Annotated in this window: 14 protein-coding genes; all 14 read right to left on the bottom strand. The window is 43.3% G+C overall.

What is annotated here, in order from left to right:
- Positions 1 to 34 precede the first annotated feature (34 nt).
- On the bottom strand, positions 35 to 385 hold the full coding sequence (locus tag B5G00_RS09080) for a rhodanese-like domain-containing protein (RefSeq protein WP_087271950.1): 351 nt from the start codon (positions 383 to 385) through the stop codon (positions 35 to 37).
- A 152-nt stretch (positions 386 to 537) separates the two neighbouring features.
- Positions 538 to 723 carry a hypothetical protein gene (locus tag B5G00_RS09075; RefSeq protein ID WP_087271787.1) on the bottom strand — a complete coding sequence of 62 codons (186 nt, stop codon included), beginning with the start codon at positions 721 to 723 and terminating at the stop codon, positions 538 to 540.
- 589 nt (positions 724 to 1,312) lie between these two features.
- A complete protein-coding gene (locus B5G00_RS09070) occupies positions 1,313 to 2,509 on the bottom strand; it encodes an ATP-binding protein (protein WP_087271784.1) in 1,197 nt (398 codons plus the stop codon).
- A 414-nt stretch (positions 2,510 to 2,923) separates the two neighbouring features.
- On the bottom strand, positions 2,924 to 4,117 hold the full coding sequence (locus B5G00_RS09065) for a pyridoxal phosphate-dependent aminotransferase (protein WP_087271947.1): 1,194 nt from the start codon (positions 4,115 to 4,117) through the stop codon (positions 2,924 to 2,926).
- Between the two features lie 104 nt (positions 4,118 to 4,221).
- Complete coding sequence (locus tag B5G00_RS09060) at positions 4,222 to 5,346, bottom strand: MGDG synthase family glycosyltransferase (protein WP_087271781.1); 1,125 nt, start codon at positions 5,344 to 5,346, stop codon at positions 4,222 to 4,224.
- Positions 5,347 to 5,349: 3 nt separating this feature from the next.
- Positions 5,350 to 5,967 (bottom strand): glycerol-3-phosphate acyltransferase, encoded by a 618-nt coding sequence (locus B5G00_RS09055; protein WP_087271776.1) that lies wholly within the window; start codon positions 5,965 to 5,967, stop codon positions 5,350 to 5,352.
- 11 nt (positions 5,968 to 5,978) lie between these two features.
- Positions 5,979 to 6,548: a CDP-alcohol phosphatidyltransferase family protein gene (locus B5G00_RS09050; RefSeq protein ID WP_087271944.1), complete on the bottom strand. Its 570-nt coding sequence runs from the start codon at positions 6,546 to 6,548 to the stop codon at positions 5,979 to 5,981.
- Between the two features lie 75 nt (positions 6,549 to 6,623).
- Entirely contained in the window at positions 6,624 to 7,826 is a 1,203-nt protein-coding gene (locus tag B5G00_RS09045; RefSeq protein WP_087271773.1) for a S41 family peptidase, read from the bottom strand.
- Positions 7,827 to 7,921: 95 nt separating this feature from the next.
- Positions 7,922 to 8,833, bottom strand: a complete 912-nt coding sequence (ftsX, locus tag B5G00_RS09040; RefSeq protein WP_087271770.1) for a permease-like cell division protein FtsX — start codon at positions 8,831 to 8,833, stop codon at positions 7,922 to 7,924.
- Complete coding sequence (gene ftsE, locus B5G00_RS09035; RefSeq protein WP_087271767.1) at positions 8,823 to 9,509, bottom strand: cell division ATP-binding protein FtsE; 687 nt, start codon at positions 9,507 to 9,509, stop codon at positions 8,823 to 8,825. The genes ftsX and ftsE overlap by 11 nt, the downstream gene beginning before the upstream one ends.
- A gap of 38 nt (positions 9,510 to 9,547) precedes the next feature.
- Positions 9,548 to 10,636, bottom strand: a complete 1,089-nt coding sequence (locus B5G00_RS09030; RefSeq protein WP_087271764.1) for a PucR family transcriptional regulator — start codon at positions 10,634 to 10,636, stop codon at positions 9,548 to 9,550.
- A gap of 145 nt (positions 10,637 to 10,781) precedes the next feature.
- On the bottom strand, positions 10,782 to 11,471 hold the full coding sequence (locus tag B5G00_RS09025) for a WecB/TagA/CpsF family glycosyltransferase (RefSeq protein ID WP_087271761.1): 690 nt from the start codon (positions 11,469 to 11,471) through the stop codon (positions 10,782 to 10,784).
- A 12-nt stretch (positions 11,472 to 11,483) separates the two neighbouring features.
- Positions 11,484 to 13,250 (bottom strand): cobaltochelatase CobT-related protein, encoded by a 1,767-nt coding sequence (locus B5G00_RS09020; RefSeq protein ID WP_087271759.1) that lies wholly within the window; start codon positions 13,248 to 13,250, stop codon positions 11,484 to 11,486.
- Between the two features lie 8 nt (positions 13,251 to 13,258).
- A complete protein-coding gene (locus B5G00_RS09015) occupies positions 13,259 to 14,182 on the bottom strand; it encodes an AAA family ATPase (RefSeq protein ID WP_087271756.1) in 924 nt (307 codons plus the stop codon).
- Positions 14,183 to 14,204: the final 22 nt, after the last annotated feature.

Below are 14,204 nucleotides of genomic sequence, written 5' to 3'. Positions count from 1 at the left end.
TTCTGTTCTCCTTTAGTCTTTTTCCCTGAGATTCTCAGAGATTTTCAGGTATTTTATTCTTTATTCTACTATGACCAGCAGGAAAATACAAGTTTGAACCTTGATAACATCGGATTCCTCCCACTACGGATTTCACCCTGAATCCCATCTTCATCAGCTCCCTGGCTGCAAACAGGCTGGCGCTTCCTCTCTCGCAGTATAAGACCAGAAGTTTCCGCCTGGGTATTTTTCTGCACTTCTCAAGCTCCTCATAAGGAATGTTTACAGCGGTTTTCAGATGGCTTTTTTCATAAGCTTCTTTCTCCCGCAGATCTATGATGACGGCATCCTGTCTGCCGATATAAGAATCCAGTTCTTCCGCAGAAACAGTGTCTATACTCTGCATGAAAAAAAATACTCCTTTTTCTTTTAGTATATGCAGCAAAAAGGCTGCCTCTCTTAGCAAAGGCGCATATGCTCTTTTTAAGAAAACTATATGTAGAAAAAGCTGCTCCGGCAGACCTTTTCGGTCCCCGGAGCAGCTTTCATGTCAGCCGATTAATACTCGGATTTAAAAGTATTTTTGTTAGCTGATGTGTTTTTATTCTTGGCTTTTCCAGAATTCTGCGCATTTTTCTCTTTGTTGCTTTCGTAACTATCTGAGCAGTTTTCTACAAATGTATTTCTGCTGTTGGATGCTCCTGATTTGTTTTTACTGTTTTCGCTGCTATAATTCTTAGCCATTATCATTACCTCCTGATTGAACATTATTGTTACAATCCTAGTATTTCTACATTGTGAGAAAATATTCTCCAGGAAATTGTTAAAATATTGTTTTTTTATTATGAACAGGCAAAAATAAATCTTGCAGAAATTTTTAAGAAAAAAATAATATTATTGCTTTTTTTTTCCTTTTATATTATAATATGGGTTGTAAAAAGAATTTACCCTTCAAAAAATTTTTTTTACATTATAACCCCTTATTTAATTATTTATACTCCCCTCGAAATGCTCTGCAGCTCCCCTGCAGGGCATTTCTCTTTGGATCTATCGGGGTTTTCAGGGTTAGCCCTCTTTCACCTTCGCACTTTAATGTGTGAAATTCTCTTACCTGTACCCAACTTTTACCCAAGATGGCTTTCCGGCCTCTTCCACCCATAACCTTGCAGTTCCAGGGAAAGGGGCGCTAACCATGTTTGAAGCTTATGATGACATATTAACTGTGGAAGATGTATCTTCAATTCTAAAAATTGGGATGACTCAGACCTATAAAATCCGGCTTGAGGAGATAAATTCCTCTTGCCGGATTTTCTATAAACATTTTCAGGTATTTCTACTCATCAGCTTCAATACTCTCTATGATTAAATCAGGGTTGATTCTTTTTAAGTACCTATCAAACTGTGGCACAGTAAAATCAATCTCACCATGCCCAGTAGAATAAATAATTCCCTTGCTGATAAGCTGTGCTCTGGTGGGTGATATAGAGCTTACCCTTTTTCCTAAAATCTTCGCCACATTGGAAATCGTACATGGCAAACTTCCACATCTGACCATAGCAAACAAAAAATCATGCTCTTTTTTCGTGCAGCGATCATATCGTATTTTAAAGAATCCCTTATCCAATTTGTCCAGAAAAACTGGTATCACACGCTCTACATCGGATTTTTTAATAATCTCGCTCCCTGTCTCTTCCCAAATTGTATTACATAGTTCCTGAATAAAAAATGGATATCCCTTGCTCCATTCTTTTATTTCTTCTACTGCTTCTTCTTCATACTGAACCCCCAGCTCCGTTGCCGGTTTAACAATGGCGTCCGTTGCCGCATGGTCAGATAGCTCTGCAACCTCAATATATTGAAATAGTCTCTCGGAATAAGATTTTACCTCCCCCAAAATTTTCAAGATCTTGGGAAGGCCTGCACCATATATCGTAATGGGTAATCGCAGTTGGTTTACCCTGTGTAACGCATTTATCAGAGCCTCCATTTCATTAGGCTTCATATATTGAATCTCATCTACGAAAAAACAGATTGCCCTTTTTGCCTTTGCTGCCATTCGTCCCATTGCCACAAACATTTCTGTCAGATCATCTGACAGGACCCCTGAAGATACATACATAGAGGGTTCTGCAATCCCTGCTGTAAAGGTTTGTTCTTCTGGATTATAAGTCACCTGAAATGCCTGGAGTATTCCCAATGCCTTATGTCCTAAATCTTTTACGGATTCTATGACACTCATGCGGTGAATAATTTTTTTAGAGGCATTTGCTATCTGAACAATAAAGCTTCTTTTTTCTGCAATCTCGATGTGAGCATACAAAATGTCCAATTCTTCTGCCTTTTCTTCAATAGCATTCAATAAAACTGTTTTTCCTACCCCTCGCAGTCCATAATAAATAACAGGCTTTTGCGGATATCCCATTGCTACTGCTTCTAATATTTTATCTGCTTCTTCCAGCATAGATTCACGGCCTGCAAGGTAACGGGGCATGGCTCCTGCCCCTGGTGTATACGGTGACGCATATCTCATGACAGCCTTCCTCCTTCCACTATTTTCTCATTATAACTGAAACTCTCTTTTTATACAATCATATTTGCTGCAAAAGAAAAAGGCAGAATCTCCATAGGAGACTCCGCTTCTGTTTTCTTGTTTCTAAAACTTCCAATTTCCCATTGATCCTACCCAATTTGTACCCAACTTTTACCCAAGATTCCACATTCTAACATGATCCAGTACAAACTATACAATGCAGAAAAGCCTTGATTTATAGGCATTTTAAGCCCATAAAGCACAGTATAATTTATACATGGACTAACCCCTTATTTAATTATTTATACTCCCCTCGAAATGCTCTGCAGCTCCCCTGCAGGGCATTTCTCTTTTTCATTCTTCTTCATATAAGAAAACAGCCCGTGAAGGTCTCACGGACTGCTTTATCATCGATTATTTCTTCACTCCAAACTCTTCCGCCAGCTTGGCAAATCCCGGCATGGAATTAAGTATGGTCTCATAGGCCACACAGTAGGCAATCCGTACATATCCCGGGCAGGCAAAAGATGAACCTGGCACGATGAGTATATGGTGCTTCTTTGCCGCCTGGCAGAATACCTGCTCGTCTTCTACCGGAGACTTTACAAAAAGATAGAAAGCTCCCTCTGGCTTTATACAGGAAAATCCCAGCTCTTTCAATCCCTGATACAAAGCGTTCCGGTTCCTGTCATAGTAAGGAACATCGGCCTTTGCATCCAGGCATTTAGCCACTGCCCTCTGCATAAGAGAAGGAGCGTTTACAAATCCCAAAATCCTGGTGGCCACATTGGCAGCGCTTTGAAGATCGGAGGAATCAGCAGCTTCATCTGGTATTACCAGATAGCCGATGCGCTCTCCTGGAAGGGACAGGGATTTGCTGAAGGAATATCCCACAATCGTGTCCTTATAATATTTTGTAAGATAGGGAACCTCCACGCCGTCATAGGCCAGCTCCCGGTAAGGTTCGTCAGAAATCAGATAAATATCTGTGCCAAACTCCTGCTCTTTTTTCGCCAGGATTTCAGCCATAGCTTTAATCGTTGCTTCTGAATATACCACTCCGGTAGGATTATTGGGAGAATTGACAATTACCGCTTTTGTCTTCTCGGTAATCTTTTCTTCCATTTCTGTCAGGTTGGGCTGGAAAGTCTCTGTATTGGGGCTTACCACTGTCACCTCTCCGTCATAATTTTCCACATAGGAATTGTATTCACCGAAATAGGGAGCAAACACAAGTACCTGGTCCCCTGGGTTCAGGATAGCTTTCAGGATTACATTTAAGCCTCCTGCTGCTCCCACCGTCATAACAATATTATTTTCATGGAAGGCTGTGCCGAACCGCTGGTTCAGAGATTCTGCAACTGCCTGCCGCACATCCTCATAACCGCTGTTGCTCATATAGCCGTGGAGCATTACCGGGTCCTCTTTTTCCAGCTCTTCTATAATGGCTTCTTTCACTTTTACAGGTGCAGGAACATTAGGGTTTCCAAGACTGAAATCATAAACATTCTCTGCACCGTATTTTTCCGCCATTTTCTTTCCTTCTTCAAACATAGCGCGAATAGCGGAACTGTTTTTCACAAAACTTTTCATCTTATCTGCTATCATTACCACTTCATCCTTTCCAGGTTCCTTACGCTCTGGCATGGCCTTTCACGCCTAATACGTCCGGGAATCCATTTTTTCTATTATAGTCTTTTTCCCCTTCCATATCAATGTTTTCCTGCAGACACACTTTTCTCCAGGAAGTCTACAATTTTAGCCGCGGCTTTTCCAGAGATACAGTTTCTCTGGGCCTCTACCATAGCCTGTACCCGTTCTGGAGATTCCAGCAGCCGGATTCCTTCCGCCACCTGTCTGTCTATAGTCCTGGGGGACAAAGACATCTTATGCTTCTCAAAGAACTTTCTATTGGCAGTCTCACAGCCAGGTATGGGGGCTGTATGGACAATGGGAATCCCAGATACTGCTGCCTCTGTAGAGGTCAGTCCTCCCGGCTTAGTATAGATAATATCGCAGGCTTTCATATATAGTTCCATCTGCCTGGTCTTCCCGATTATAAAGAAGTTTTTCTCCCCGCCATATTTCTTTTTCAGCTTCTGGAAAATCTTTTTATTGCTTCCGCAGATAATAGCTACGCAGTCTCTGCCTCCTACTTCTTTCCAAAACCTTTCCGTAAGTTTCTCCAGGTCACCTGCTCCCATACTGCCGCCCATGAGCAGATATATTTTTTTCTCTGAAGGAAATCCCAGATACTCTCTGGCCTTCTTTTTATCTGCTTTCAGGCGGAACCGGCGGCTTACCGGGATTCCCAAAGGCAAAAGTTTCTCCCTGGGCATCCCTCTTTTGACGCATGTTTCCGTCAGTTCTTCGTGAGGAATGATATAATAATCACACTCCGTCTCTTCCCAGAAAGGAATACAGGTGTAGTCCGTCATAACCGCCAGGGTAAGGGGCAGCCTAATTCCCTTTCTTTTCATATAGGTCAGAGTCTCTGCCGGATAGAGATGGGGCATAAGAACTGCATCAAAATCCTCCTCTTCCAGATATGGCTGAAGATACTTTGCCATTCTGGAATTCACATAATATACGGGAGATTTTCTGGCAATCCGACTCACTGCCATGCCAATATTGTACACAGCCCCGAATACATGGGGCGTTTTCTTAACTGTATTTACATATACATCCTCTACTGCATTGGATACTTTCTGCCCTGCCAGGACCAGATAATCGAACATGATCCCCTGGTGTCCTCTGCTTTCCAGTTCTTCTTTCAGAGCCATTCCTGCGGCATCATGTCCCCCTCCTGTCTTGCAGGATAAGATCAATACTTTCATTTCCTAATTTCTCCTGAATATAAAACTTATTTTTCTGTCTTCTGTATGTCTCAATTCTTCTTTATGTTTATCCAGGACTACTGCAGAAATCAAAAATGTTCCTGCTGCAACAGACGGGTGTATTTTGCATAGAATGCTGCTTACCAGCCAACAGAGATAGGTCACTCCCGTCCTGAGGCTGTGAGGGTTGACAATGATCACCAATGAAAACAGCAGATACCAGAAAATCAGCAGTTCCAGACTGTCCAAAAAAGGATACAAACCTGCCAGAACGCCAAAAGTCACGGCAATTCCTTTTCCGCCCTTCTCTCTTCCTCCCTGGATAGGACATGCATGGCCTATCACTGGTCCGGCCATGATGAGAGCAAATCCCATCTGCTCCGTTCCCAGTTCTCCTGCCGCCAGATGGACAGGCAGAAATCCTTTCAGGATATCACAGATAAGGACCAGCATCCCCCATGCAGGGCCTGCATAAGTAAAGGCATTGGCTGTACCCGGATTTCCATCTTTGCTCATTTCTCTTACATCCAGACCGCAGAATATCTTTGGGATCCAGTATCCAAACATGATTCCTCCGGAAAGATATGCCAGCAAAAAATAAAATATATATCTTAGAATCATCATCTCACCTATTACTTTCTGTCCCAGGACCTGATCATTCTGTAAAATTCCGGTATATACAGAATAAGTGTAAGAGCCATAATCAAAATTTCCAGACTGATCAGACGGTCCGCCCAGACACCGGGGATTGCCGGCCAGCAGACTAACAGAAAAAGCAGGACAAAGAGAGAGCCTGTACATACCTTGCCGAACCATTTTGCCCCGTCCAGTTTTCTTCCGTGACGAAGATTTATGATTCCCATAACAGTCATAAAGCCTTCCTTCAGGAGCATCAGAAGAAACAGATAAATCATCTTTTCATATCGGAAGACCAGACAAAGGGCAACAGCCCCATGGGTCAGTTTATCTGCAACCGGGTCCAGAAACTTTCCAAACTCTGTGATCATGTGAAATCGTCTTGCCACCTGCCCGTCCAGGAAATCTGTAATATAAGACAGCAGGATTATGCCTGCTGCCAGATAATAATCTCCAGGTCTTTCTGCCCTCAGATAAATCCAGCAGAATACCGGTATCAGTAAAATGCGAAAGTACCCCATACAATTTGGTATGGAGTACAGTTCTTCCTTTTTTATCTTCTTCATAAGCATCATTCCAGTCCTTTCAGATAGTAGTAACTGTAGCACAGCCTTACTTCTCTGTCAAGAAAGGTTCCTGTTTCATCCAGCTTCGGAGCCTTTAACTACTTCTATAGCCTTCTGAAGCTGATTGTCTTCTTCATGGGAAATTGAAGTCTCCTGCTCAAGGCCTTCACTCAGTTCCACCTCTACATCCGGCTGGATTCCTGTTCCGTGGATACATTTTCCACTGGGTGTATAATATTTCGCTGTTGTAGTTTTAATAGCGCTGCCATCATTAAAAGGAATGAGACTCTGGACAATTCCCTTGCCAAAAGTAGTGGTTCCCACAATCGTTCCTTTACTGTAGTCCTGAATTGCTCCTGCAAAAATCTCAGAAGCACTGGCACTGTTGCCATTTACCAGAACTGCCAGAGGAATATCCAGCTCATTTTCTCCATCACAGGTATATTCCTCTCTTTCTCCATTCTTATCCTCTGTATACACGATCAGGCCCTCAGGAAGGATATCTTCCAGGATATCACATACAGATGTGAGCAGACCTCCCGGATTATTCCTTACATCTATGATCAGTCGTTCCATTCCCTGGTCTTTCAGTGCTTCAAAAGCTTCCATATACTGAGGTTCCGTCTGCTCGGTAAATTCATAAAGGGCAATATAGCCGATATTGTCCTCCAGCATTTCGGACTGTACTACAGGAATATTTACCTCTTCCAGATGCACATCGATCTCCAGGTATTCGCTCTCACCTTCTCTGGCAATGGTCAGATGAGCCACCTGGTCCTGAGAGCTTTTTACTTTGTCTACTACTTCCGACAATTCCATACCAGAAACAGACTCTCCATTAACCTCTACCAGCACATCCTCCGGCAAAAGTCCTGCTTTTTCTCCCGGTGCTCCCTCATAACAGCGGACCACCTTTACTTCTCCAGTGTTTACATCCTGCTGCATTACCACGCCGATTCCTTCATAGGAGCCTGTGGTTTCCGTAGTCAGCTCTTCATATTCCTCACTGGTATAATAAGCGGAATATGGGTCCCCAAGGCTTGCCATCATCCCTTTATACATATATTCTTCCATCTGCTCATCGTCTATATCCCCGGTATAGCTTTCCTTCACTGTCTCTTCGATATACTTTGCCTTCTGTACAAAGCTGTCTGTCACTGCTCCCTGGTTCCTCTCATTAGACTGAACTACGTCGTAAATCTTCAGTCCGCCGCCTCCGATGATCAGCGTGCAGACAATGCCAAGTATAAAGCCTTTTCTGAACCTGCCCTGTTCCATTTTCCGTCCTCCGATTTTTCTCTGATATAAATACTGGCAAGACCCACAATCCTGTGTGCCCTGCCAGCTTTGCTAACCTTGCTCTTTGGTTATGATCACACTCTGAGGTGCTTTCTTACTGAGAAAATACTTCCTATAAAACCGATGCCGATTCCAAGTCCCAGTCCGATGGGAACCAGATACTGGAAGACATCAGCTACAGGCAAGAACTGAAGAAAGCTTCCCAGATTCTGAAATCTTTCAATTACATAAGTAATGATTCTTTCGTATAAGAAATATAGTATGCAGATAGGGATTGCAGCTCCAATAGCTCCCAGAAGGATTCCTTCTATTACGAAAGGAGATCTTACAAAGAAGTCTGTAGCCCCTATCAGTTTCATGATACCGATTTCTTCCTGTCGTACAGAAATACCCATGGTAATAGTGTTTCTGATCAGGAAGAAGGCCACTGCCAGAAGGATCACTACAATAGCAATAGACACATATCCGATCAGCCGGTTAAAGGTGGAAAGAACATCTGCTGCTGCTTCGGACTGTTCTACCTTTCTCACTCCATCCAGACTCTCTGCAAAAGAAACCAGCTCTTCCTGTCCCTCTACATTATCCAGATACACATCATATCTGGAGGAGTTTGCTAAGGGATTATCCTGCATAAAACCTTCTGCCAGTTCTGCATTATCCTCTCCAAGATATACCTTGCTGTAAGCTTCCCATGCCTCATCAGCAGATATATAATCTATCTCTGCTACTTCTGGCCGGTCTTCCAGTTCTCTTCCGATATCATCAATCTGATCCTGGGTGATGCCCTCATCAAAATACACCAGTATGGCAATTCCTTCCTCAGCAGAATGGACAATATGATTGAAGTTCATGACCAATGCCAGAAACAGTCCAAAGAGGAAGATACAGGCTGCCATAGTGGAAATAGATGCCAGAGAGAACCGCAGGTTACGCCAGATATTTTTAAATCCCTGTTTAAATATGTATGCAATGGTACTAATTCGCATTCCGATATTCCCCTTCCTGTTCGTCGCTGACAATCACGCCTTTCTTCATGGTGATCACACGTTTTCTGAAAGCGTTGACGATTTCTCTGTTGTGAGTAACTACAAGGACAGTGGTGCCTCTTTCATTGATCTCCTCCAGAAGCTTCATGATCTCAAAGGAGTTTTTAGGATCCAGATTACCTGTAGGCTCGTCAGCCAGCAGAATACTCGGTCTGTTTACCAGAGCTCGGGCAAGAGCAACTCTCTGCTGCTCGCCTCCTGAGAGCTGGTCTGGTTTTGACTTGTATTTTTCAGCCAGACCTACCAGAGTCAGTACTTCAGGGACTCTTTTCCGGATAATACGGGTAGGGCGCTCAATAACCCTTTGGGCAAAGGCCACGTTTTCATAGACATTTCTGTCCTTCAGCAGACGGAAATCCTGGAACACAACACCGACTCCCCTGCGGTATTTGGCTACCTTTCTCCGTCTCAGCTTATTCAGCTGCTGGCCGTTTACTGTGATGGTTCCGCTAGTAGGATCCAATTCTTTTAAAAGAAGCTTGATCAGAGTGGATTTCCCTGAACCGCTGTTTCCCACTACGAACACAAATTCACCCTTCTCTACGTGAAGATTCATATGGTCAATGGCCGGCTGGCCCTTGCTGTATGACTTGCTCACGTCCACTAAATCAATCATAATAACCTCCTGTTTTCCTATTGAGAGAAAATCTCTCTTTAGTAATCAAGCGTTTCCATGTATTTCATATACTTCACTACCATCAGAGCGATCTTAAAAGTAATCGCATCTTCAAACACCCTCAGATCCAGGCCTGTGCTTTTCTGGAGCTTATCAAGCCTGTAGACCAGTGTGTTCCTGTGTATATATAGTTGCCTGGAGGTTTCTGAAACATTCAGGCTGTTCTCAAAGAACTTGTTAATGGTAGTCAGCGTCTCCTCGTCAAAGTCATCGGGAGATTTTCCGTCAAAGATTTCCCGTATGAACATTTTGCACAGAGGAATAGGGAGCTGATAGATCAGACGTCCGATTCCCAGGGAACTATAGGCAATAACTTCTCTCTCTCCAAAGAAAATCTTGCCCACGTCCAGAGCCATTCTGGCCTCCTTATAAGACCGTGAAACTTCCTTAAGTTCCTTTACAATGGTTCCATAAGCAATGTGGGTCTTTCCGTCTCGCTCTACTCCCAGGGTAGACAAAATGGTGTAGGCCGCTTTTTCAAGCTGTGCATAATCATCAGCGGGAGCCAGCTCCTTTACGATAATAATGCTCTTCTCGTCTACAGCAGTAACAAAGTCTCCTGATTTTCCTCCTAGAAGATTCTTAATATTTTCCAGGGAACCATAGTCTTTGTCCTGATTGGTCTCCAGAATATATACAACTCTGCGGGCATCAGATTCAATATGGAGCTTTTTGGCCCGGTTTTGGATATCCACCAGCAAAAGATTGTCAAGAAGAAGATTCTTTATAAAATTGTCTTTATTAAATCTCTCCTTGTAAGCAGTGAGCAGGCCCTGGATCTGGAACGTTACAAGTTTTCCCAGGGTATAGGCATCCTCTGCATCACCATCTAACACCAATATGTATTCCAGCTGATGATCATCATATATTTTAAAATACAGATTGTTCCTTACCACCTGGCTGTCTGCGGGAGAATTGGCAAAAGCCATAATCTCTTCTTCTCCGCATACGCTTTCAGGATAGGTAGTGGCCAATACCTTTCCCTCCATATCGGTTACACAAAAATCTGTTCTGGATATTTCTTTTAACCCATCCAGAGTATTTTGAAGTATCTGGTTTGAAATCATCTTGTCTCCCTCTTTCATCATATAGTTTTATTAATTTGTATCCCATAATATAAAAAACCCTACTATATATACTAATACATAATCCTGAAAAAATAAAGAGAAAATCTAAAATTATTACATATTTTTTTCATTTGTAATAATTTCTTCATATTTCCTTCTTTTCTTCTTTATAACTGGAAACCATCTTTTTAAAAATATTTTTTTCCATGATTTTTCCCAGCCAGGCCGGCTTCAGTCCCGGTCCCTTCCAGATTTCCTGGCAGTTTCCCAGGCTGAACCACACTCTCGTATTAACAATTTTTCGGTTTTTACTCACAAATTTCTCCAATTCATAAGTTCTGGAACAGCTTAGGACAGCCTGAGGACTGAGGGCATTAATCTCATTGATCACTCTGTCTACCTGGTCTGTCTCTCCTGTCAGCAGGCTGTCTCTTCCAGTAATAACAATTTCCGGATATTTTTCTTTCAGGTACCGGAACATTCCTTCCGCATCCTCCTGGTCTTCTCCCAGAATAAAGATACGATTTTTATATTGGGCAAGAAGCCAGAAGAGAGTACCAATAAACCCGTGCTGAGTAATCTCCTCTTCCATTTCACTGTCATGGAGCCCTGCTGCCCACAGTATCTCCGTATCATCAGGCACTGCTTTATCCAGCATTTCAATATAGGCCTTCAGCTCAGGATCTTTCTGAGCTTCCACAAAAAGCTTCATGGTAAGCGCTCCATAGGTGGACAGGGATTCCTCCTGATTCCAGTGGACATTAATACTCTCCATAATTTCTTCCACTGAACAAATGTCCAGAGAAATTCCCATAATTTCTACTTTTCCGTTCATATTTCAGCTCCGTCAAATATCTTTTTCCAGCTGTTTCATCAGATAGCGACCTACTACCGGTGAAAAGCCGGAAATATTCCGTATATAGGCAAAATCTTTTCCGAATATCTTCTTCTCTGCCGCCAGGTCCTTTTCTTCCCCAGCAAAAACTCCCAGAACACAGACTCCCTGATTCCGCAGTTTCCGCACCTCAAAGCCAGTGTCCTGGACTGCATATTTGCCTTGATAGGGCTGGGGATTTCTGGCATTTGGCCTGTTCAGGATTACGTCATAAGGTCTTCCGTCGCTTAAAATGATCAATATCTTGTGCTCCTCGTCTCTGGCTGTCAGCCCCTGACCTGCTGCCTTAATTGCAAGGCCGTCCCGGTTATTAGATGAAGTAATATATTCAAAAATGTTTCCGTTTTCTTTCCTGTCCGAATCATAGTCCCGGAACTGGTGCAGAATGGTATAGTCCCAGAAGGTGCAAAAACTCATTACCCGATGAGGGATCCCTACATTGCTTAAAGACTCACTTAGAATATATGCCTGGATAGCCACCTGGCCCTGGCGGCTCCTCTGAGAACCGCTGGCGTCGATCAGAACATCTACCACAAAACTGGAACTTTCTGCATGGAGCTCTCTTTTGAAAACCTTTGCGTCCTCTGTCCTTCCTATCCTCCAGAGTCTGGAAGGGATCACGACCCCTCGGTCAGAAAGAGTTTCCTCTGCCTCATCCCGCATGACCAGTGTCTTCTTCAGCATGTCTGTCAGTATCTGGATATTATTTTTTACCAGACGATGATTATCATAATATTCATAAAGGTTTTTATCTTTCTGCTTTCTGGCATACTCATACTGATAATTTCTCAGTACCGGATCTTTCAGGATACCCCTGGTAAAATACAGGCTGCAGTCTCCGTGGATCCCTCTGCACAAAAGATAGTTCAGCCTTTTCTCCTCAGACTCTTTCAGAAAAGTTTTCCCATAGTTTCTTTCTACATAGGAGTATACCTTCTGAAGAGCTTTCTCATCGACTACCAGAACACGCTTTTTGTTTTCTACCTGTTCTGACTCCTCCTGGTCCTCTCCTGTCTCCATCTGATCCAGATTTGTCATATTCTCTGAGACCTTATCCAGATAAGTCTCCAGACTTCCGTTTAAAGCTTCTTCGTCCAGATAGTCCTGCCAGGAAAATTCCGCCAGTTCTTCCAGGGTCACTGCCAGGACCTTTTCCAGATTTCCGTGCTGCCGTTCAAAATAGGGATCTACTACTTCGTTATAAAGCTGGTCTGTGACTTTTATGATATCCATGGTGTTTTCCGCCTTATCCAGGCTTTCTGCCATATCCATCCATTTCCGCTGTCTGGCAGGGGCCGGCTCATGGCCCCTGAGGACCTCCCTGAACAGGGAAATCTTCAGTCTTCCTGCCCCGTTTTCCTGGAGGCGGTGAAAATCCTTCTCCAGAACATCTTCACAGGCCTTTTTTCTTATGGAAGCAACGCCCTCCCGCTCTTTAATAATCTTCCCTGAAACTGCAAATTCAATACAAAGCTGTGCAAGACTCATAAGGGGAGCCTCCATGGCATGAAGATAGATTTTCTTCACCAGGTACAGGGAATATGCTTCTCTGTCAAAATATTTCGCAAAGGCTCCCTGTTTAATGCCGTCATAAAGGGCAATATATTTTGAACGGGTAAATGCCTGAAGATCTGGTTTAAATTCCAGGCCATAATCCCCGCTTACTGTCCACATAAGATTCTTTATTCTGTTTTCCAGTTCCAGCTGAAATTCATCCATAATTTCCTCTATTCTTCAAATACATCCCCGGCTGTCCAGGAATCAGGTATCCTGGTCATCACTACATCCTGTACGATCTCTTTTTCAAAAATATCAAAGCATTTATTCACTACTCCCATTTTCACTGCAAGAGCCGGTTTCAATCCTTTTTCTACTGTCTTCAGTGCTCCGATAACCCCTCGCAGATCCAGGGCCTTGGTGGTGATCTCACTGTTATATGCTTTCAGCTGCAGGTCCATAAAAAGGCCGATCCACTGTTTCAGAGCATTTTCCCTGATCTTTGGAAATTTCCTTTTCAGGATAAATTCCAGCGTCTCTTCATCCTGGGCAGGCATGTCAATGACCAGGAAGCGGGAAACCAGAGCTTCGTTCAGCTCTTTCGTACCTGCATATCCATAATTCATGGTAGCAATAAACCGGGCAGCTTCGTGCATATCAATCCGGTCATATCCAGGCACATCAATACACCTTCTGTAGTCCAGTGCAGCATGGAGTACGGAAACCGCATCGTTCTTAGCCATATTGATCTCATCCAGGATGCCGAAGCCTCCATACTGGGCGCAGCGGTATATGCTGCCTTTTCGAAGCTGTACCCGGTTGTCCGCAAAAGTGTCTGTTCCGATCAGATCTCCGCTGTTTGTATTCACATGAAAAGAAACATTATAGACAGGCCGCCCAAAAATCCATGCCAGATTTTCTGCCAGGATATTTTTCCCTGTGGCCTTGGCTCCTGTGAGAAGAATATTCTCCCCCTGAAGCACTGCAGCAATTCCCATTTCCAATACTTCTCTTCCATAAAAAGGCATATCCGGCTGGGATACTCTGTTCTTTTCTTCCTCCTCTACAGGATAACGGCTCCTGAAGGCTTCTACCTCCTGGATCAGTTCTCTGTCTACCTGTTGCTCTCTTAAAAAATCTAATGTATGGTCCATCTTTTTCCTTTCTCCTGATTTT

It is taken from the genome of Blautia sp. An46, from assembly GCF_002161645.1.
GTDB lineage: Bacteria > Bacillota > Clostridia > Lachnospirales > Lachnospiraceae > Blautia > Blautia ornithocaccae.
The sequence above is the reverse complement of the archived record's forward strand: the minus strand, read 5'-3'. Positions and strand labels throughout refer to the sequence as shown.

Bases quoted from the DNA above. Each gene is read 5' to 3' on its own strand.
- B5G00_RS09080 (WP_087271950.1), bottom strand. From the start codon at position 385: ATGCAGAGTATAGACACTGTTTCTGCGGAAGAACTGGATTCTTATATC.
- B5G00_RS09075 (WP_087271787.1), bottom strand. From the start codon at position 723: ATGGCTAAGAATTATAGCAGCGAAAACAGTAAAAACAAATCAGGAGCA.
- B5G00_RS09070 (WP_087271784.1), bottom strand. From the start codon at position 2,509: ATGAGATATGCGTCACCGTATACACCAGGGGCAGGAGCCATGCCCCGT.
- B5G00_RS09065 (WP_087271947.1), bottom strand. From the start codon at position 4,117: ATGATAGCAGATAAGATGAAAAGTTTTGTGAAAAACAGTTCCGCTATT.
- B5G00_RS09060 (WP_087271781.1), bottom strand. From the start codon at position 5,346: ATGAAAGTATTGATCTTATCCTGCAAGACAGGAGGGGGACATGATGCC.
- B5G00_RS09055 (WP_087271776.1), bottom strand. From the start codon at position 5,967: ATGATTCTAAGATATATATTTTATTTTTTGCTGGCATATCTTTCCGGA.
- B5G00_RS09050 (WP_087271944.1), bottom strand. From the start codon at position 6,548: ATGAAGAAGATAAAAAAGGAAGAACTGTACTCCATACCAAATTGTATG.
- B5G00_RS09045 (WP_087271773.1), bottom strand. From the start codon at position 7,826: ATGGAACAGGGCAGGTTCAGAAAAGGCTTTATACTTGGCATTGTCTGC.
- ftsX (WP_087271770.1), bottom strand. From the start codon at position 8,833: ATGCGAATTAGTACCATTGCATACATATTTAAACAGGGATTTAAAAAT.
- ftsE (WP_087271767.1), bottom strand. From the start codon at position 9,509: ATGATTGATTTAGTGGACGTGAGCAAGTCATACAGCAAGGGCCAGCCG.
- B5G00_RS09030 (WP_087271764.1), bottom strand. From the start codon at position 10,636: ATGATTTCAAACCAGATACTTCAAAATACTCTGGATGGGTTAAAAGAA.
- B5G00_RS09025 (WP_087271761.1), bottom strand. From the start codon at position 11,471: ATGAACGGAAAAGTAGAAATTATGGGAATTTCTCTGGACATTTGTTCA.
- B5G00_RS09020 (WP_087271759.1), bottom strand. From the start codon at position 13,250: ATGGATGAATTTCAGCTGGAACTGGAAAACAGAATAAAGAATCTTATG.
- B5G00_RS09015 (WP_087271756.1), bottom strand. From the start codon at position 14,182: ATGGACCATACATTAGATTTTTTAAGAGAGCAACAGGTAGACAGAGAA.